The organism is Bdellovibrio bacteriovorus, from assembly GCF_002208115.1.
Taxonomy (GTDB): Bacteria; Bdellovibrionota; Bdellovibrionia; order Bdellovibrionales; family Bdellovibrionaceae; genus Bdellovibrio; species Bdellovibrio bacteriovorus_C.
Map to the genome: position 1 here is coordinate 653,577 of NZ_CP020946.1, position 19,624 is coordinate 673,200.

The window sequence follows — 19,624 nt, forward strand, 5'->3', positions numbered from 1 at the left end:
TCGCCCTTTCTCCAACTACACGAAGGAGTTGTTCATGATTTCGCCGAAGCCGCCGCCGCCGGGAACGATGTATTGCTTTTCGTTCAGGCCGCGTTCTTGATCCCAAAATTGTCCGGGAGTTGCATCTAAAACTGCCTGAGGGGACAGTCCCCGGTCAAGTCTTAAGGCATAGATTACGACCTCTGGGTGTGCAGCCAGTACATTCTTCAAATACTCGGGCGTCACAATCAGGTTCAGGGCGATAAACTTGCGGGCTGGACCCTCAATATGGGTCTTATAGTGGTCAATGGCGGTGACCATGGTGTTGCCGGTGGCTCCCATAGGGTCGGGGAAGATCACATGGGCGTCTTTGACGTCGCCCCCGATCTTCATGCCACCGAACTCGGCCCCGGTCACAGCGTCTTTGCTGTTTGTCACCCGGGCGGCAAAGATATGGTCCTGACGCACGTTTTTCCCTGGCAGGGAAAAGTGCAGGAAGTTGTAACAGATATGGCTGGGATAAGTTCCGGCGCGGGCCAGGTTCACACTGACGGCTTTTTGCTCCGGGTTGATGCGTGAGCCAGACAGTTTTTTATCCGGGTGCATCGCGGTCATGCGGGTTTCCTGCTCGAACCTCTCCATCGCAAACTCATTGTTGATCGTGATGGAAATCATGTGGGTGTAAAGCACTTCCACAATGCGGTTGATTTCAGGTTGATAAGTGTCGGGGTGGCAGAGTTTGGCTAAAAGACCGTTAAGGAAAGGGCTGTCAATGATGTGTACCTGAGGCCCATAGTGGTGTCTCAGTTCCTGTTGAAATGCCATGCTGCTGCCTTTGGTGAATCAGTTGCCTTTTTCGAACTCAACAAAGATCACGAAGTCGCTCTCGCCGGAACGGAACTGGGGAGAGCGCAGGATCTTGTAAATATCAAAGCTCATCAACTGGTCTTCTTCCGGGCCCATGTTTGACACCGGAGGCATCACGCCAGACATGAAGAAACCAGTCTCGCCGCCGATTTCAAAAATCGCCGGGAAGGATTTGCGCTGAAGCTCAAACCCGCCGCCGGGAGCCGGCTCGCGCCAGTTTCTTTGGATTTCCAGGTTGCCGCGCAGGTTGTTGTTATCAAAGTCATTCAGCTCAAAGAACGTGGTCAGGCCGATTTCAATGGCCGGATTTCTGCGGTCTTTCAAAGTGTAGGACCACTGCAGGGTTCTTGAGGCTGTCAGGGGGCGGTCTTCCTTGTGCAGAATCTTGATGTCCGGGCGGTTCATCACGTTCTTTTCAAAGTCCGGCAAAATCCCTGCAGAGTACTCGTTGAAATTCATGAACTGTCCGGTGGATCGGCTGGCGCCAAAAATGGTATTCAGGCGGCCGCGGGAAACTTCGGTGTAATAGACAATCAGGTGAGCCCCGGCTTTGGCAACGGCACGGCCCGTGCGATCCGTCAGTTCCGGAGCGGCGGCCGCTGCCACCGCAGTCACTGCGGCAGGTGTCGGCTCCACTTTATAAGCATCGATGGTGCCGTCTGCAGCTTCAGAAGATTGTGTTGCTTCCTCTGTTTCCTGATTGGCAAAGTTCGCGGTGTCCTCGGGTGGGGGGACATCCACGGGTCCGCCGGCAGAGTTGATCTGCACTGTGGATTTCAGATAGCTCACCCGGCGTTCCAGGTTCTGCTGGCCTTTTTTATAGAGAGTGATTCCGACACCGCCTGCAACAACGACCACCAAAGACAATTGAATCAGGGGATTGCCGAAAAAGCGTTTCCACGCCGGTGGAGTTGCGGGTTTAAAGCTTTCCATATCAACGCCACACTGCGCGCAGTATTTGTCTTTAGGTTGTTGAAAACCACAGCGGGGGCAGTTGATAAGCATCGAAATCCTTTTCAATACGAAGAAGCCTTAAAAACAGGTTAAGGCAAAGCGACTTGACGCTCAATAGAATAATTCATACCTTGAATCATCTAATAGCCCGAAAACTATAGCGAAAGCGCGCGCCCATGAAGAAGTACAAGCCCAAATCCGGTGAACGAATTGAACGTCAGGAAGAAGTCATCCCGCCGAAGGTCGAGCTTCCCTTTGAATTCTCTCCTGAACACTATCCCGTTCTGCTTCAGGAAGTGCTGGCGGCGTTTTATCCTCTGCGAGACAAAAAAGAACTGAGCTACTTCGACGGGACTTTTGGCCGGGGCGGTCACTACATGGCGCTGAAGTATGCTTACCCCCAGATGAAAGCCACGGTCATGGACCAAGATCTGACTGCGATTGCCTACGCGCAAAGCCGCTTCCAGACTGAAGTCGAGAAGGGCCAGTTAAACGTAATCCATGGTAATTTCACGCAGTTTTCAGAACACAATCTAAATAACTTTGATATGATGCTCTTAGATCTAGGTGTGAGTTCTCCGCAATTGGACCAGGGAGAACGAGGCTTTAGTTTTTATAACGACGGCCCCCTGGATATGAGAATGAACCAGCAGCAGGGACTGACAGCTGAGGTGCTTATTAATACGGCTTCTGAGGATGAGCTCATTCGAATCTTCAAGGAATACGGCGAGGTCTATCGCCCTTCCCGAGTCGTACGTGCGATCGTCAATGACCGCAAAACAAAAGCATTCCAGACAACAGGTGCCCTGGCAGGGCTGATTGAACGCGTGGACGGATGGCAGGTCAAAGGCCATCACCCGGCCACGAAGTATTTCATGGCTTTGCGACTGGCGGTGAATTCCGAACTGGAAGTGGTGGCAGAGGCGATTCCGAAAATGATTCGCGCGCTGAATCCCGGCGGGCGACTGGCGGTGATCTCTTTCCACTCTCTGGAAGATCGTATCGTAAAAAATATTTTCCGTGAGTCCGAGGATTTAGGCCGCACGGTGACTAAGAAAGTAATTGTTCCCACTCAGGAAGAGTGTGACAGAAATTCTCGCTCACGCTCTGCGAAGCTGAGAATATTCGAGAGGAGTGCTCAGGATGAGCTCACAAAACTTTAAGCAGCTAAAACCTTTCTTCAGTATTCTTATTGTCATCTTTACTTTGTTTTCAATCGTGTTCCTGCAGATGGAAGAACGCCGTATGGGTTACAGCGTTCTGAAGCTGACCCGTGAACACAAAAAAGTCTGGGAAGAAAAACGCACCAAGGAAATCTCTTTGGCAAAAATCACTCGTCCCCAGCTTTTGGATTCCGTGGCTCAGCAAAAATTCACTCTTAAAAAGGTTCAGGCCAATCAGATCATTCATCTGACCGGCCCGCTGGCTTCTGAGATGAACACTGTGGCTGAAAAAGGCATCGCAAAAAAGGATCTGTAAGTTGAAATCACGTATTGTTGTCATCTTCGTCGGAATTCTAGTGTTGTGGTCCGCTTTGGCGATGCGCGCAGCCTATCTTCAATTTCTTCCCAACGACCGCTTGAATGCTTTGCAAAACCGTCAATTCCAAACGAAGGTTTCTTTGCCCGCGCGCCGTGGGGCGATTGTCGACAGCAATGGCCGTGACCTTGCCATGTCGGCGGCGGCTTACTCTTTGTATGCCGATCCAAAGCTTTTGGAAAACCGCAAACAGGTGGCGAGGAAGCTGGCAAAGGTTCTGAATCAATCGCCTGAATCCGTTTACGCAAAGATCAAGGACGGCAACCGCCGCTTCGTTTGGATTCAGCGCATGCTGGAACAAGACAAAGCTGACGAAATCAAATCCTGGGACATCCGCGGTCTTTCCTTTGTGGAAGAATGGCGCCGTGTTTATCCAAATGAAACTTTGCTGGCACAAACCCTGGGTTTCCTGGGCAGTGAAGGGCAGGGACTTGAAGGTCTTGAGCTGGGTTACAACCAGGCTCTGACCGGGAATAAAAAGAAAGTTCTGGTAAAGCGTGATGCTCGTGGCCGCCCGCTGATCAACGACGGTTTGATGTTCATTGAAAATCCGGAAGGGACTGAGCTGAAGCTGACTGTGGATTCTGATTTGCAGTACCGCCTTGAAAGTGAACTGGCGAACGCGGTTTCCCAGTTTGAAGCGGATCATGCAGTGGGTGTGATTCTGGATGCGAAGACTTCCAAAATTCTGGCGTTGGCATCTGCCCCGACATTTGATGTGAACAAAGCTGCCAAGGCGCCGTCTGAATATCGCCGTAATAAAATCGTCACCGACGCATTTGAGCCCGGGTCCACGATGAAAGCTTTTGTGATCGCCGCAGCTTTGCGTGATGGTCTGATTCAGCCCAACACCAAGTTCTATTGTGAAAAAGGCAGCTTCAGAGTCGGCGACCGCATCATCAAAGAAGCCGAAACCAGAGAGAAGTTCGAGGACCTGACTGTTTCTGAGATCCTGGCAGTGTCTTCCAACGTCGGTACCACCAAGATCGCTTTCAAAATGGGTCAAGAGCGTTTGCGCCAGGGCCTGCTTGATTTCGGATTCGGTCAGCGCTTGGGTGTGGATCTGCCGGGTGAAGCCCGCGGAATGGTGCAGGGGCTTCCTTGGAGACAGCATTTGCTTTCCAATATCTCTTTCGGTCACGGGATTTCCACGACACCGTTGCAGATTGCCAATGCCTTTGCGGCGATTGCCAACGGTGGTGTTCTGAATACTCCGTACATTGTACAAAGCATGCGTGATGCGGAAACCGGCGAGCTGGTTGAAGTTCAGCCAAAACCCATCCGCCGCATTCTTTCCCCCGAACAAGCCGCACAAATGCGCGCGATGTTGGTGGGAGTGACCACCAAAGGTGGTACTGGTGGTAACGCCCGCGTCGATGGTTTCATGGTGGCGGGTAAAACCGGGACAGCTCAAAAAGTAAATCCGAACGGGCGTGGCTACCTGCGTGGCGCCTATATCTCCAGCTTTGGCGGATTCATCCCAGCCAACGATCCGAAGTTCGTGATCTATGTGGCGGTGGATTCCCCGCGCAAATCCTATTACGCGGCCACAGTGGCAGCTCCAGTGTTTTCTCGAATTGCCTCTTATGCTGTTCGCAAAGAAGGCATTGCTCCATTGCAGTTGGCTGAAGAATCCACAGTGAATCCAAAAGTTCGCCGAGTGGCTTCTGAACCAAAAGCCGTCAAGAAAGCCGAAGCTCCAAGAGCGATCCTGACTGCGACTGAACTGGATAAGGTCACGAACGTTGAAACCGGTGACACCGTTCCCAACCTGATGAATCTGACCACGCGCGAAGTTCTTCGCAAAGTCAGCGGTCAGGATCTGAAAGTGAAATTCGTAGGGCAGGGCACCGTCAGCGAAGTCTTCCCAACCGCCGGCTCCCAAGTCCCCGAAAGCAAAGAAATCACCGTCATCATGAAATAGCCAAAAGGTACCTGCTTACTTTTGCAGAAGCATTGCGCCAGATGCGCCGCTTCGGAAAAAGTAAGCAGGTACCTTTTTTACCAGAGGTTTTCCTCTTTGAGCAGATTGATGGTCAGTTGTTTGGCGAGGCGGCTGCCGAATTCGGCGTTTTCCACGTCCACGGTGTCGATGTAGTTTGTTGCAAAAACATACTGGCGATCAGGTGTTTTGATGAATCCCACGAACCAGCCGATGCGGCGTTTTTGAGCTTCATCCGTATAGCCCGATCCGGTTTTTCCGCTGAACTCATAACCCTTCGGGGTCTTTTCCAGGAACATGATTTTCTTGGTCAGTTCCTGCGAGCGTTTGGTCGCCGGCAATTTATCGTACAAAAGTTTTTTCAGGAAGTCGGTCTGTTCAAATCCTGAAATGCGCAAAGAGAAGCCTTTTTCATCCGGGGTGAAAGAGGCTGGCGTCAGCCACGCGGTTTTGATGCCGCCGGAAATATCCTGATTGCCGTAATCAAACTTGCGCAGATACGTTTGCAGCTTTTGAAAACCCATCTTGCCGGTCAATACCTGGGAATACCACACAGTGGAGTTTTTCATCCATGAAGCGGCCGTCTGATCTTTGTTCCACTCGGGGATGGAGTGCTTTTTGCCGTTCCATTTGAATTTCGTGCTTTCATTTTTCAGAATGCCGGAATCAAAGCCCATCACTGCCAAGGGAACCTTGAAAGTCGAACACGCCGGACGCTGCACCTGACAGTTTTCCTCATTGATGGATTTCTGAATCTGGCCGGTTTGGGCATCAATCAGCAAAAAACAGACGGCCTTGTCCGGGTAAGGATCCGCTGCGACTGGCGCGGCTTCCTTGGCTGGAGCCTCTTTCGGGGCAGGGGAGGAACAACCCAGCAGCAGGGCAGGAATCGTTAGAAATGAGAGTGCCTTCATAAAAACTCCTTCGGATTTATAGGTTCGCATAAATTGCGGGGCAGGTCTTGCAAAATTTTTCCGACTGGAATTCGGAAACCACCGGGAACTTCCGAAGGATTCAGGGCACTTAGGGCCTCGCCTTGTTCTTGCTGCCTGTTTGCGCGGCAGCACAAGAAGCCGTGCAATCTTGTTGAAATCAAGGGGTGTTTGAATGAAAGTGTCGTTTATGGAAATCGCCGTCCGTCCGCAGGAAAACCAGCTCAAAAAATACTTCAATCTTTCCGGTTTCCGACGCGGGCAAAAAGAGATCATCGATTCGGTGATGGGCGGCCGGGATGTTCTGGCCGTTCTGCCGACCGGTGGTGGCAAATCCCTGTGCTATCAGTATCCGGCGGTTGCCACACAAAAGCTTGTCATCGTTATTTCCCCGCTGATTGCTTTGATGAAGGATCAGGTGGCTTCTTTGCGCCGTTATGGCATTCCGGCGGGCGCCCTGCACTCCGGACAAAGTGATGACGACAAACGTGAGGTCTTCGCCGACATCAACAAGGGCGGCGCCTTCGTGTTGTATCTTTCCCCGGAGCGCGCTCAGAAAGAGGGCTTCCATCGCTGGGTGCAAAACCGTCAGGTCGGCCTTTTTGCGATTGATGAAGCTCACTGCGTGTCCCAGTGGGGGCATGACTTCCGTGAAGAATATGCGCAGCTCAATGTTTTGAAAAAGCTGTGCCCGGATGTTCCCGTGCTGGCACTGACCGCGTCGGCGACACCGACCGTCTTGGATGATATTTCCAAGCATCTGAAGCTGCAAAAGCCCGAGCGCATGGTTCACGGATTCTACCGTTCCAACCTGTACTATCAAGTGGAGCTGTGTGAAGACGAAGACGCCAAGCTTCTGCTGCTGCTTCAAAGTATCAAACAAACCCCTCAAGGGCGCATTATCGTTTACTGTGGGACTCGCAAGGTCACTGAAAGCATTGCGGCTTTCCTGCAAAAGAAGTTCGGTAAAACTGTGGGCTACTATCATGCCGGTCTGACTTCCGAAACTCGCACCAGCACCCAGGAAGCTTACGCCAAAGGGGAGCTGCGCATTCTGGTGGCGACCAATGCCTTCGGTATGGGTATCGATCAGCCGGATGTGCGTCTGGTGGTGCATTTCCAGATTCCTGCCAATATCGATGCTCTTTATCAGGAAATGGGACGTGCGGGCCGTGACGGCGAGCATTCGACCTGCCTGACTTTGTATTCGAAGAAAGACAAGGGTCTTCAGTCCTTCTTCATTCACAGCTCGGAAGCACCGGATGAAATCAAAGACGCGCGCTGGAGAAATCTGGACGCCCTGGTGAACTATTCCGAAGGTGGAGAGTGTCGTCACGCCGAGATTCTTACTTACTACAAAGACTCCCAGCGCATCGAGCGCTGTGGGCACTGTGACAGTTGTGATCCGAAATCAAGTCGTCGCATCCAGAAGTCTGTGACTCCGCTGGCGAAGATGGATCAGGTTGTCACCAAACTGAAAAAGGCCTCCAGCAAATCCAAAAAAATCACCAACACCGACGATATCGTGCTGGATGAGATTCAGGAAAAACGTATGGAGCTTCTGAAGCGCTGGAGACGTGAAAAGGCGAAAGAGCTGGATGTGCCAGCCTTCGTGGTCTTCGGTGATTTGACCCTGCGCCAACTGGCGGTGAAAAACCCACGCACTCTTGATGAGATGAAAAACATCTATGGCATCGGGGATTCCAAGCTGGAAAAGTTCGGATGGGATATTCTGGCGGAACTGGGTGATCCTACACGCCGCCTTTAGTGGCGGCTAAAGCCCCTTATCAGCTTCAAACTGAGTCAGAACCACATCCTGGCTTGTAATGCCGATATAGGTCGGCGAAATCATCCAGGAACCGCTGTTGAAATACCTTCCTTGGGGCAGATCAATGGTGCCGGGATGGTGAGTGTGACCAAAGATGATGGCATCAAAGCCGCGGGAGCAGATTTCTTCAGCCGCGATCACAAAGTCCGGATGTTCCCCGGGCAGGCATGGAACTTCGCTGCTGCCGCGGAAGCGCCGGCGCAGACGGGACTTTATTTCTTCAAACTTAATCCAGGCTTTATAAATTCGCGGGCTGACCATCAGGGCAAAACCACCCAGCCAGGTCAGGAACTCATACAGATCGGGGCGTTTCACAAAGAACGGGTCGTACAAGTGGCCGTGCTCGATGCGAATGCGCTGCTTGCCACACTGAACATTTAAAAATGGCGCCAGGGTTAACGGGCCCCAGTCCTCCAGAAAGTTTTCAAGGACGATGTCGTGGTTTCCGACGACGTAAAACACGCGATTTCCAGCTTTGGTGATGGCTTTGACGGCGCGAAACACCTCGGGCACATCTTCCGCCATTTTACGGAAAGACACTTGCGCGATTTCCAGACCGTCGCCATTGATGCAGACGTCGTATTTGTTTTCCGCCGCCCAGTACAGAAATTCAATCAGGGATTTCTTTGCCTCAGAAAAAGGATTCCCCAGATGCAGATCTGAAATGACCACCATTTTCTCTGTGGTGACATCAATAATCATAAAACGGATTCCGTAATGTCTTGCAGATCATCTTTGGAAAGCTGCTCAGCCGCCATCAATGTGATCAACTTTTCATTGGTCTGACGAATGCGTCCGCTCAGTTGCTTCATCAGCTCAAAGGCAAAAGTTGGATCGCGGCGGATCTTCAGCAGAAAACTTCCCGGATCAAACATCAGCAATGTCGTTTCACCCACAGCCTGAGCAGAAGCGGATCTTGGCAGGGATTCCAGCAAAGACATTTCACCCACCATGCTGCCACGGTCGATGCGACTTAAAATCATGGTGCGGCCTTCGACTCTTTTAAAGACTTCGATGGCGCCTTTTTGTACGATATACATCTCGCGGCTCAGATCCCCTTCACGGAAGAGGACGTCACCATCGGACAGTTTAACGATCTGCTGATCGACGAATTTTTTGCCCTTGGAAGCTTTTGAATTGAACATAGGTGGATAGATTATCAAGGATTTTTGACCATTCCACCGGGCATGAATCGGTCTGGTCGAAGGTACCGCGAGCAAGTGCAGACAGTGGGGCCGCAATGGGCCCTTCGTCTGTGAAAAGAAACTTAGATTGGTTTGGGATGACCATCCACGCGCAGTTGGAACAGGAAGTAAGGCGGAATGCACACGCCTTTTCCGGACTGGGTTTTGTTGCAGATATAGTCGGCCCGGCAGGAGGTGTTGTCATCGCAGGCCTGCAATCCCGCAGGTCGGGTGTTCTGCGCCAGGCATTCTCCGAAAGGACGATTGCGCGCCAGACAGTCGTTGAAGCCCTGAAGAATCGCGATGGCTCCGCACGCTTCACCCGAAGCCAACTGTTCGCAGCCTCCAGAACACATGCCGCCCGGGAAACCCACCTTCGTGGTTTGGCAGTACTGATGTGACGGGCAGGATGTTCTGGTTCCGGCCTTCATCAGATCGCGATGAGAATTTGCGGTTTGAGAAATCGTCCCCGGCTCGCAGGGGTTGCCAGCCATCGGTTGTTCCGGCAGGCATTCGCCGATTTCTTTGGAGGTTTCAGGCGTGACAACCGCCTGGCATTTCAATCCAGTCGCACAAGTCCAAGCCTGATACTCTGAACCCGGCAATCCACAGTGGGCATTCATGGAGCCCGGTGTTTTCGGGTCACGCTCTGAGAAGGGACGAGAGCTGTCGGCCGTTTTTCCCTGGAAGACATTCTGGAAGTATATCTGACGGCGCTTCTGTTCCTGCATCATGTGCGGAGATTGGGATGAGAAGACCGAGTTGGCAAAGATCGTTGATTCCGGGTCTTTCCCCAGAAAGTGGAAGCCCGCAATCGTGCGTCCCTGATGGCAGCCCGCACAGGAAAGGTCGTTCAGGCGGCGACGGAAAGACGACGGGCCATAAATGTTTTCCAGATCCGACAGCTTCAGATTTTTAAAGTCGTCTTTCTTGAAAATCTGATCAAACGGTCGATTGGCCAAGCGGTTCATTCCGTGCAGGGCAAAGGAAGAGCCCTTGTTGGTCAGGAATTTTTCTGGAATGTTCAGGGTCCCGGCATCCAGAGCCTTGATATTTTCCGGCGTGGAAATCCAGGCCAGCAGTTCTGTGCGCAGGGCGGAATCATTTTGCAGACGGGCCACGTCCGGGGTGTTTTCCATCGGGGCTGGCACAAAGATTTTATTTTTTAATTTATACACGCGCAGGAAATATTCCGCATGTCCGCCCATGTCCCCCCGAATGGTCGACGGCCAGCGTACGGCTTGCAGATTCACTTCCAGTGATTTCAGGTTCGCCAGCGTCACCCAGTTTTTCAAAGGAGGCTTTTGCTGAGAGGACCATTGTTTTGCCACCGTCTGGCAGTTTGGTGTTGCTGGAAGTTTGAAGACCGCATTGAGGGTCATCGGCAGACGCGACTGAATCAGGGTTTGGTTCTGGGTTTTCGCATAGGACAGGCGATAGATCAGGCGCACCTCGCCGCAGGTGCCGGGATTAAATACGGTGCGATCCATGCGGTTGACAACGCCCACCAGTTCAAAGCGGGCCGTCGGGGTTTTTAGCCAGCGGATATCAAACAGGCGGTGAACATAGTTCATGCCCACACCCAGCTTGGCATCCTGAGTCTTGAGGGCGTCCAGGTCTTTCTCCAAATCGGCAACCAAAGAATTGTAAGCAGGATGTTCCAAAAGTTTCTTATTGTCTGCGCCAGGAGCAGAAAATAAAACGGCGCCAAGATTGAATTCAGCTTCGTCAAGGGCTTGAACTTCAGAGGGTTCTTCCAGAACCAGACGGTGCGCAGAGGCCGCACAAGCGGACAACAACAAGGCCATAAAAATAAAATTTTTCATGGCTTTATTTTGACTCATACTTGGTTTTTGTCACGTTGCAATTAGGAGAGAGTCGCTCCCGCAAGTTTTGCTCTTCAACTTCGGCCGGGAGCTTGATTTAAGGAATGGAGTTTAGATATTCCCCGATTTGGGTGATGACTGGCATCGGGATTTCATGGCCTCCGCGGAAGCCCATCAAAGAACCCTTCATGCCGTTTTGAGTCAGTAAAGTTTCCAGTTGCTGGGCTTGCTTGAATCCGAGGACTTGGTCGGCCACGCCATGGCTTTGGAAGAATCTTTGGCCCGCGCGATTCGGGATGTGTTTTTTCCATTCTTCCTGATGCACCAAAGTGCCGGACATGATCACAAGTCCTTTTGGAGTTTCCGGTGCACGCAGATAGATTTCGGTCGCCAGCATCGCGCCCTGGCTGAATCCGCCCAGCACGATTTTGTTCCACGGAACCTTCATCTGGCGGATCATCTCCATGGCCAGGTCGTAAGCTTTGCTCATGCCTTTCGGGGTGTCGTTGCTGAAGTCGCGGTGTTCACCGCGTTCCTGCGCACGCTGAATTTCCATCATGTCAATTGTCCACCAGGCGCGGCCCATCCAAGCCGGGCCGATGGGTACTTCCAGATTTCCGTTCGGAAATAACCAGTTGTATGTCTTCTTGGTTGGGATGATTTCCCCCAGCGAAAACAGGTCGTTGGCATCAGCGCCGTAGCCGTGGAAGAAGATGACCCATGGCGCATCGTCGTTATGATTTATTTCTTGGCAATGTAGTTTTCCGAGTTGTCTCATATCTGAGACCTAAGTTACTCTTAGTGCGTGAAACTGCAACATCTCTTTTCCATTCTGCCGGGGATTCCTGAAAACGCATTCTCTCATATTGAAGTGACAGGGGTCTTTAACGACGCACGCCTTGTCGTGCCGGGTTCAGTATTTGTCGCGATTCGCGGCAACAAACTGGACGGGCACACTTTTATTCCTGATGCCGTTGCTAAAGGTGCCGCCGCCCTGGTGGTGGAAGATCGCGCGAAAATTCCGCAAGGGTACGAAGGCGTTGTGTTGCAGGTGCCAAACTCCCGCGAAGTGCTGGATGTTCTGGCCAGCCGTTTTTACTGGGATCCGGGGCAGGAGCTTTTCTGCGTCGGCGTGACCGGCACCAACGGAAAAACTTCTGTCACGTACATGGCCGAAGCCATTTTGAATCACGGCAAAATTCCCACCGGGGTGATCGGCACGGTCAATCACCATCTGGGTGATCAGGTATGGCCTTCTGAAATGACCACACCGGATCCGGTGTTTTTGCAAAAGCGTCTGCGCGAATTCCGTTCGGCAGGGGCTTTGGCCGTGGCGATGGAGGTTTCCTCCCACGCTCTGGACCAGCGCCGTGTGGACAGTGTTCCGTTCAACACCGTGATCTTTACGAATCTGACACGTGATCATTTGGATTATCACAACACGATGGAAAGCTATCTGGAGGCGAAGCAGCGCCTGTTCACGGATCTTTTGTGGAAGACCCACAAGCGTCCGTGCTTTGCCATCGTCAATACCGCTGACAAGTTTGGCCGTCGCTTGCGTGTGGCTGATCCGGCGGTGCTTTGGACTTACGGTGAAAAAGATTCTGACATTCGCTATGAAATTCTGAAGATGGACTTTGCCCTGACCCACTTCAAAGTGTGGACCCCGGTCGGGGAGGGTGAAGTGCGCTTGCCGATGTCCGGGACTCACAATGTGATGAATGCCCTGGCGGCCTTGGGTGCGGGATTGTCTGCGGGGCTTCCGCTGAATATCTGCATCGAGGCTTTGGATCGTTTTACTGGTGTGCCGGGCCGTCTGCAGTCCGTGCCCAATGATAAAAATCTTTCGGTCTTTGTTGATTACGCCCATTCGCCGGATGCATTGGAAAACGTGCTGACGGCTTTGAACAAGGTTCGTGAAAACCTGCAATCCAAAGCGCGCATCTGGACGATCTTTGGCTGCGGCGGGGATCGTGACAAAGGCAAACGTCCTTTGATGGCTGAAATGGCCTTGAAGTATTCAGACGAAGTCGTGATCACTTCCGACAATCCTCGCACCGAAGATCCGCAAGCGATCATTCAGGATATTCTGGCCGGAGTGGCCGGATCTGCGAAAGCCAAAGCCACGACCGTGGTGGACCGCAAGGACGCCATCACTCAAACCCTGAAACGGGCCCAGGAAGGCGATGTGATTCTGATCGCTGGCAAAGGTCACGAAGACTATCAAATTATCGGAACACAGAAGTTCCCCTTCAGTGATGTGAAGGTGGCCGAAGAGGCCTTGCAAGGGAGATAAACATGAGAGCCATGGACCTGCAAACCATCGTTAAAGTCACAGGTGCAAAGATCCTGAGCCAGAAAGAAACCCATTTTGCTGGCATTGGCACCGACACCCGCGCCCAGTTGCAGGGCCAGCTTTTCATCGCGCTTAAAGGTGAGGCTTTTGACGCCCACAACTTCCTGGACAAAGCGGTGGAATCAGGCGCCGCGGGTTTGATGGTGCATGAAGAAAACGCTCACACCGAAAAACTTCAAGACAAAGCCACGATCCTGCTGGTTCCTGATACTTTGAAAGCATTGCAGAAGCTGGGCAATTGGGCTCGTCACGAATCCAGCGCCCGCATTGTCGGGATCACGGGTTCCAATGGCAAAACCACCACCAAAGAATTCACGGCGGCGCTGGTGGGTTCTGCCATGGACGTTCACTACAACAAAGGCAGCTTCAACAATCATTGGGGTGTTCCTTTCACGTTGTTGCAACTGCCTCCGAAAAAGGATGTTGCCATCATTGAGATGGGGATGAATCACGCCGGTGAAATCACCGAGCTGGTGCATATTGCCGAACCGGACGTGGTGGTTTGCACCATGGTGGGGCGTGCGCACATGGAATTTTTCGGCACCATCGAAAAGGTGGCGGAGGCCAAAGAGGAAATCTATGAAGCTTCCGGTGATCAGACTGTGCGTATTTACAATCTGGACAACACACAAACCCACAACATGTACGTGAAGGCGCGCGAAAAATTCCCGAAAGCGCGCATCCTGACGTTCTCTTCCGAAGATCCGCGTGCGGATGTGCACTTGATGATTTCTTCCATGAACATGAATGAAATCTCGATCAAGGGTTCCATCGGTGGCGAAGCGGGAACTGCGCGCGTTCAGGTGTTCGGTGCTCAAAATCTGACGAACCTGATGGCGGCGGCCAGCGTGGGGCTGGCGGTGGGAATGACTCCAGCGCAGGTGTGGGCGGGGCTTCCTGCCTGCAAGACCAATTGGGGGCGTAACCAGTTGGTGCACTTGAAATCCGGTGCGCAGATGATCTTTGATGCTTACAACGCAAATCCTGACAGCATGAAGGCTCTGATCGACAATATGAAACTATTGACCGTTCCGGGTCGCAAAGTCGGTGTGTTCGGTCAAATGCGTGAACTGGGATCTGCATCCGCGAACCTGCATGAAGAGCTGGGCACCTGGGTCGGCCAAGCAGGCTTTGATAAAGTATATTTCATTGGTGATGACGCCGAAGCCTTCGCCAAAGGTTTGAACAGCACCGGATACAAAAATCTGGCGCTGATTGAAAAAGACTATAAAGATTCTTCCGGCCAGGATCTGGCGGGCTTCCTGAAAGCTGGCGACATCGCCGTCGTCAAAGCCTCACGCGGGACAAAGCTAGAGCGCTTCGTCTTCCCGTGTGAGCCTTTGGATTTCGCCGAAAAACAGTAATCCCAAAAGGTTCCTGGTTAGACTCCGGCTTGTCCGACCAGATAGGCGGTTCGTTGCAGCAGGGGATTTGAGAACAAATCTCCCAACACCCATGGGGCGTCCGAGGACTCATCTTTTTTCAGAATCTGATCCAGCAGCACCAGCATGTCTTCCGAAGTCACGATGCCGACAACTTCATCGTCTTTTGTGATCAGAAAGGCCGAAACCTTTTCTTCAATCATCGCATCAACGACGGCTTTCATCGGGGCTTCGATCGGGAATGTTTTTAAGGGTGAACTCATGAGCTTTCCAACAGGAGTTTCGGCGTGCGGAGAACGCAACAGATCCCGCTCGGAAAGCATACCGACGATATAATCCTCTTCTTCATCCATGACGGGAAGGTGACGAATCCAATAGTTGGTCATCAGGCGCAAAGCTTCTGAAGCTGTCGCGTCCTTACTGACAGTGATGAGTTTTCGGGTCATATGGTCTTTCAACGCAATTTTCACAACGACCTCCTTGCTTGCTCTTATTTTAGCACTTTCAAGGGCGCGGAACATGAGCCCTGTCATATCACAGATAATTCTTTAAACATTAGTGATTACATATACTTACGAACTTTCGCTTGATTTTTGTCCAGCGAATATGCTAAACCCTTTAAGTTCCTAGCAAATTTAAATTTTTAGGTCACAACAGGGGATCAGCGCAGCATGCTTTACCAATGGCTTTACTCAATGGCGGATGAATTCTCGCCACTGAACGTTTTCAGGTACATCACGGTCAGAACCTTTATCGCCTTCTTCACAGCCTTTTTGCTGTGCTGGATTTGGGGTCCGCATTTTATCAAACGTCTTCAGTTGAAGCACTTTGGTCAGGCGATCCGCGATGACGGTCCTCAAACTCACAAAAAGAAAGCCGGCACACCAACCATGGGTGGTGGTTTGATTCTTCTTTCCACTTTGATTCCCTGCCTGTTGTGGGTGGATATGATGAACCCGCTGGTGTGGGGTGTTCTGATTATCACTTGGGGCTTTGGTTTGATCGGTTACATGGATGACTGGTTGAAAGTCAGCAAAAAGAACTCCAAGGGTCTGTCCGGTAAAATCCGTCTGGCTGGCGAGTTTCTGATCAGCGGACTTGTGGTTTTGGCCCTGGTTCACTTCCACGGTCTGAGCACCGCAGTCACCATTCCATTTGTAAAGTCCGTTGCTATTGATCTGGGTTACTTCTATGTGATCTTTGCTGCCCTTGTTGTGGTGGGCACCGCCAATGCGGTGAACCTGACAGACGGTCTGGATGGACTGGCGATTGTTCCGGTGATGATCTCGGCGGCGACTTTGGGTCTGTTTGCCTATGTGACGGGCCACTTCTCGATTGCGAACTATCTGCAAATCCCTCACGTCGTGGGCGCAGGGGAGCTGACCATTGTGGCGGCGACCATCGTGGCGGCGGGCATGGGCTTCCTTTGGTTCAATGCGTATCCGGCGCAAGTTTTCATGGGTGACGTGGGTTCGTTGTCCCTGGGCGGTTTCCTGGGTTCCATGGCTGTCATCACTCAAAATGAGTTGTTGATGCTTGTCCTGGGCGGGGTTTTCGTGGTCGAAGCATTGTCAGTGATCACTCAGGTGATCTCTTTCAAAATGACCGGTAAAAGAGTTTTCAAAATGGCGCCGATTCATCACCACTTTGAATTGGGCGGATTGACCGAAACCAAGATCATTGTTCGTTTCTGGATCATTTCCATTTTGCTTGCAGTATTAAGTTTGGCCACTCTGAAGTTGAGGTAAGAAGATGTATAAAGAGTATAGTGATTTAAAAGACAAACGCATTTTGGTTGTGGGATTGGGCAAGACGGGTGTTTCCCTGGCTCACTTCCTGACCAAACATGGCGCACAAGTGACAGTGACAGACCACAAATCCAAGCCGGAGCTTTCTGCTCAGTTGGAGCAACTGGGTGATTTGCCAATCAAGTTTGAGCTGGGCGGCCACAGCCCGAAAACTTTCATTGCTCAGGATCTGGTGATTCTTTCTCCGGGCGTTCCAAGCAATCTGAAAATCTTTGATTATGCCCGCTCCCAAGGCATCAAGATCACCGGAGAGTTCGAATTCTCTGCCGGCTTTATCAAAGAGCCGATCATCGGTCTGACTGGTACCAACGGTAAAACCACAGTCGCGAAAATCACTGAGGCGATCCTGACTGAATCCGGTGTAAGAACCTGGGTGGGCGGGGCGAATGAAAAGCCGCTGGTGGATTACCTGCGTCTGGATGACAAAGCTCAAGTGGTGATCGCGGAAGTATCAAGCTTCATGCTTGAACACTGTGACACTTTCAATCCAGGCAACATCGTGTTCACGAACCTGGCTGAAAACCACCTGGATCGTTACCGTTCCATGGAAGAATACGTCAATGCAAAACGCCGTATCTTCAAAAACACCAACCAGGCAACCACCAGCATTCTGAATGCGGATGACAACGCGGTTGTTGAGTTGGCTCGTGATCCGGCAGTTCAGCGCGGTCGTATCTTCTACTTCTCCCGCAAACCGGCTTTGGAACCTCAAATCATGAACATCGGTGGCGCTGTGAATATCGGCGACGAAATCCGTGTTCGTACCGGCCCAGAGATCGAAAGCTTCAATATCAAGGGCATGAAAATGCGCGGTAAACATTCCGTGGAAAACATCATGGCGGCGATCCTGGCATCCCGCGAACATGGTGCAACCCGTGAAGCGGTTCAGAAAGTGATCAACACTTTCACCGGTCTGCCTCACCGTATCGAATACGTGCGCAAAGTGGGCGGGGTGATGTTCTACAACGACTCCAAGGCCACCAACGTGCATGCGGTTCTGCGCGCTTTGGACACTTTCGATGAAAACGTGATCCTGATCGCCGGGGGTAAAGATACGAATCTGAATTATGAGCCTTTGCGCACTTCCGTGAAACGCAAGGTGAAAACCCTGATCTTGGTCGGGGAAGCCAAAGAACGTATCAATCGCGACCTTGGTGACTTCTCTGAAACCTTCCTGATCGGTACATTTGAGGAGGCGGTTTTGATCGCTTACCAAAAGTCGAGAATCGGGGACGTTGTCCTGCTTTCTCCGGGCTGCTCAAGCTTCGACATGTTTGACAGTTTCGAAGAACGCGGCGATTATTTCAAAGAAATCGTGAGAAAGTTTCACTGATAATTTACAATCAAGAAACAAGCAAAGGGCCCCGAGGATGAGGCCCTTTGAGTATTAACATTGCCAGGAGGGCTCCCCGTGTCTCGTCGTCTTTTCCTTTTATTCTCTTCAAGCGTATTGGTTCTTTCCGGTTGTGCTTCCGGATCTTTCAAGGCCCGCCAGGAACAACGTGAAAAGATGGCAGCCAGCACAGGCATGTTCTGCGAATTCCTCAGTGGTGATGTTTACCATGATCTGGATGTTGAACTGAGCATGAAAATGGCCAATCGCTGCGACGCCAACCGCAACTTCTCTATCACCAACTACAAAAACACTTCCGATCAGAATGGTGTGATCTATTGCTGCGCTACAGCCGGACGTGGGGAGCGCAAAGCTGCCGCTCCGAAAAAGGCTCCAGTGACACCTTCCAAACAGGAAGCAGAGCAGTCTGACGCTGAAGTGATCTCCGAGTAATCGGGTCCAGCTTTTTTCCGACCCGATAGACCTTAATCTGGACTTCTGATTAACTTAGAAAGTGGCTGGTGAAGCCACTTTCTCGGGAGTCCACGTTTATGTTGAGATATCTGTCCAGCAGCCTGTTTCTTGCCATCATCACTCTTTTAGGAATCGGGCTGGTTCAAGTTTATTCTTCCAGTTTTATCTTCGCGATCGAATCCTATGGCGACGGTCTGTTCTTCTTCAAACGACAATTGATTTTCACGATTCTGGCCATGGGCGTGCTGGTGACCACCATCCATATTCCATTCCGTTACATTGAAAAATACGGTTGGGCTTTGTGGCTGGTGGCGACACTGGGGGTGTTGGCGACTTTCGTTCCGGGCCTGGGGGTTCGTGTGGGTGGAGCGATCCGCTGGATTCAGTTGCCATTCGGGGTGCGCTTTGAGCCGGGCGAACTTTTGAAAATCGCCTTCAGTGTGTGGTTTGCAAGTTTGCTGTGCCGTCAGGAAAACTTCCTGGGGCGTGTTAAGTGGCACTGGATTTTTGTGGCCCTGGTGGCTCCGATGGCGTTGCTGCTGAAACAACCTGACTTTGGAACCTTTGCCATCATCGTCATGGTGGCGGTGACTTTGTTGTTTGCCTTCGGTTTGCAGTGGAAATACATCATTGGTGCGGTGGCGGTGATGATTCCGGCGTTCTATTTCCTGGTGATGAGTGTGCCTTACCGCCGCGCACGTGTTCTGGCCTTCCTGGATCCATGGGCGGACCCGGCGCAAAAAGGCTTCCAGGTGATTCAAAGTATGCTGAGTTTCCATTCCGGCGGATTGACCGGCGCAGGTCTGGGGCAAGGGCAGGGGAAACTGTTCTTCCTTCCAGAGGCGCACACCGACTTCACCCTGGCCGTGCTGGGTGAAGAAATGGGCTTTGTCGGTTTCGTTCTGATTTTGGCATTGTACGGTTTTGTTGTTTTCCGCGGAATGCAGATTGCGGTCAAAGCTGAGGAGCCATTCAAAAGAGCATTGGCTCTGGGTTTGTCAGTGACATTTGGCTTGAGTGTATTTATCAATGCAGGGGTGGTGATGGGACTTCTTCCCACCAAAGGTTTGACTCTTCCGTTCTTGAGTTACGGGGGAAGCTCTTTGGTGTCCCTGTGCTTTATGTTTGGACTTATTCTGAACATCGAGAACTCTTTCGAAGAAGACAAGTTTTCCCGTCGCTTTGGTTCCCGTTGGACAGCTTCAAAGGTGAAAAATTAA

Annotated in this window: 18 protein-coding genes; 10 read left to right on the forward strand and 8 right to left on the reverse strand. The window is 51.7% G+C overall.

The features are described 5' to 3' along the window. Positions 1–15: 15 nt before the first annotated feature. Both B9G79_RS03270 and B9G79_RS03275 read right to left on the reverse strand, forming a co-directional pair. The gene (locus B9G79_RS03270) at positions 16–804 is read right to left on the reverse strand and encodes a uracil phosphoribosyltransferase (protein ID WP_088564280.1); all 789 of its coding nucleotides are present in this window, start codon (positions 802–804) and stop codon (positions 16–18) included. An 18-nt stretch (positions 805–822) separates the two neighbouring features. Next, positions 823–1,779: a hypothetical protein gene (locus B9G79_RS03275; protein WP_232469079.1), complete on the reverse strand. Its 957-nt coding sequence runs from the start codon at positions 1,777–1,779 to the stop codon at positions 823–825. A gap of 197 nt (positions 1,780–1,976) precedes the next feature. Here B9G79_RS03275 and rsmH point away from each other — a divergent pair, with 197 nt between their 5' ends. From rsmH to B9G79_RS03290, 3 genes are read left to right on the forward strand one after another with little or no spacing between them, the layout of a single operon-like run. Beyond that, the gene (rsmH, locus tag B9G79_RS03280) at positions 1,977–2,963 is read left to right on the forward strand and encodes a 16S rRNA (cytosine(1402)-N(4))-methyltransferase RsmH (RefSeq protein WP_088564282.1); all 987 of its coding nucleotides are present in this window, start codon (positions 1,977–1,979) and stop codon (positions 2,961–2,963) included. After that, entirely contained in the window at positions 2,944–3,279 is a 336-nt protein-coding gene (locus B9G79_RS03285) for a hypothetical protein (RefSeq protein ID WP_011165571.1), read from the forward strand. The genes rsmH and B9G79_RS03285 overlap by 20 nt, the downstream gene beginning before the upstream one ends. A gap of 1 nt (position 3,280) precedes the next feature. Further along, positions 3,281–5,263 carry a penicillin-binding transpeptidase domain-containing protein gene (locus B9G79_RS03290; RefSeq protein ID WP_088564283.1) on the forward strand — a complete coding sequence of 661 codons (1,983 nt, stop codon included), beginning with the start codon at positions 3,281–3,283 and terminating at the stop codon, positions 5,261–5,263. A gap of 77 nt (positions 5,264–5,340) precedes the next feature. On the opposite strand, the gene B9G79_RS03295 is transcribed toward B9G79_RS03290, so the two are convergent. Further along, positions 5,341–6,195 carry a penicillin-binding transpeptidase domain-containing protein gene (locus B9G79_RS03295; protein ID WP_232469081.1) on the reverse strand — a complete coding sequence of 285 codons (855 nt, stop codon included), beginning with the start codon at positions 6,193–6,195 and terminating at the stop codon, positions 5,341–5,343. A gap of 193 nt (positions 6,196–6,388) precedes the next feature. Between B9G79_RS03295 and B9G79_RS03300 the strand changes: the two genes are divergently transcribed. Then, positions 6,389–7,981 (forward strand): RecQ family ATP-dependent DNA helicase, encoded by a 1,593-nt coding sequence (locus B9G79_RS03300; protein ID WP_088564285.1) that lies wholly within the window; start codon positions 6,389–6,391, stop codon positions 7,979–7,981. Between the two features lie 6 nt (positions 7,982–7,987). Here the strand turns inward: B9G79_RS03300 and B9G79_RS03305 are convergent, their stop codons facing one another. The 4 genes from B9G79_RS03305 to B9G79_RS03320 form a co-directional block, all read right to left on the reverse strand. After that, positions 7,988–8,743, reverse strand: a complete 756-nt coding sequence (locus tag B9G79_RS03305) for a UDP-2,3-diacylglucosamine diphosphatase (protein ID WP_088564286.1) — start codon at positions 8,741–8,743, stop codon at positions 7,988–7,990. Further along, on the reverse strand, positions 8,740–9,186 hold the full coding sequence (locus B9G79_RS03310; RefSeq protein ID WP_088564287.1) for a Crp/Fnr family transcriptional regulator: 447 nt from the start codon (positions 9,184–9,186) through the stop codon (positions 8,740–8,742). The genes B9G79_RS03305 and B9G79_RS03310 overlap by 4 nt, the downstream gene beginning before the upstream one ends. 122 nt (positions 9,187–9,308) lie before the next feature. Further along, positions 9,309–11,051 (reverse strand): hypothetical protein, encoded by a 1,743-nt coding sequence (locus B9G79_RS03315; RefSeq protein ID WP_088566756.1) that lies wholly within the window; start codon positions 11,049–11,051, stop codon positions 9,309–9,311. Positions 11,052–11,148: 97 nt separating this feature from the next. Beyond that, positions 11,149–11,829, reverse strand: a complete 681-nt coding sequence (locus B9G79_RS03320; protein WP_088564288.1) for an alpha/beta hydrolase — start codon at positions 11,827–11,829, stop codon at positions 11,149–11,151. 27 nt (positions 11,830–11,856) lie between these two features. On the opposite strand from B9G79_RS03320, the gene B9G79_RS03325 reads away from it, so the two are divergent. Then, a complete protein-coding gene (locus B9G79_RS03325) occupies positions 11,857–13,347 on the forward strand; it encodes a UDP-N-acetylmuramoyl-L-alanyl-D-glutamate--2,6-diaminopimelate ligase (protein ID WP_088564289.1) in 1,491 nt (496 codons plus the stop codon). 2 nt (positions 13,348–13,349) lie between these two features. Further along, positions 13,350–14,771: a UDP-N-acetylmuramoyl-tripeptide--D-alanyl-D-alanine ligase gene (locus tag B9G79_RS03330; RefSeq protein WP_088564290.1), complete on the forward strand. Its 1,422-nt coding sequence runs from the start codon at positions 13,350–13,352 to the stop codon at positions 14,769–14,771. Between the two features lie 17 nt (positions 14,772–14,788). On the opposite strand, the gene B9G79_RS03335 is transcribed toward B9G79_RS03330, so the two are convergent. Continuing rightward, the gene (locus B9G79_RS03335; protein ID WP_088564291.1) at positions 14,789–15,259 is read right to left on the reverse strand and encodes a CBS domain-containing protein; all 471 of its coding nucleotides are present in this window, start codon (positions 15,257–15,259) and stop codon (positions 14,789–14,791) included. A 201-nt stretch (positions 15,260–15,460) separates the two neighbouring features. On the opposite strand from B9G79_RS03335, the gene mraY reads away from it, so the two are divergent. The 4 genes from mraY to ftsW all read left to right on the forward strand — a co-directional run bounded on the left by mraY (position 15,461) and on the right by ftsW (position 19,624). Further along, positions 15,461–16,537 carry a phospho-N-acetylmuramoyl-pentapeptide-transferase gene (gene mraY / locus B9G79_RS03340; RefSeq protein ID WP_088564292.1) on the forward strand — a complete coding sequence of 359 codons (1,077 nt, stop codon included), beginning with the start codon at positions 15,461–15,463 and terminating at the stop codon, positions 16,535–16,537. A 4-nt stretch (positions 16,538–16,541) separates the two neighbouring features. Beyond that, positions 16,542–17,930: a UDP-N-acetylmuramoyl-L-alanine--D-glutamate ligase gene (gene murD / locus B9G79_RS03345; RefSeq protein ID WP_088564293.1), complete on the forward strand. Its 1,389-nt coding sequence runs from the start codon at positions 16,542–16,544 to the stop codon at positions 17,928–17,930. Between the two features lie 78 nt (positions 17,931–18,008). Further along, complete coding sequence (locus B9G79_RS03350; RefSeq protein WP_088564294.1) at positions 18,009–18,383, forward strand: hypothetical protein; 375 nt, start codon at positions 18,009–18,011, stop codon at positions 18,381–18,383. Positions 18,384–18,481: 98 nt separating this feature from the next. Continuing rightward, entirely contained in the window at positions 18,482–19,624 is a 1,143-nt protein-coding gene (gene ftsW / locus B9G79_RS03355) for a putative lipid II flippase FtsW (RefSeq protein ID WP_088564295.1), read from the forward strand.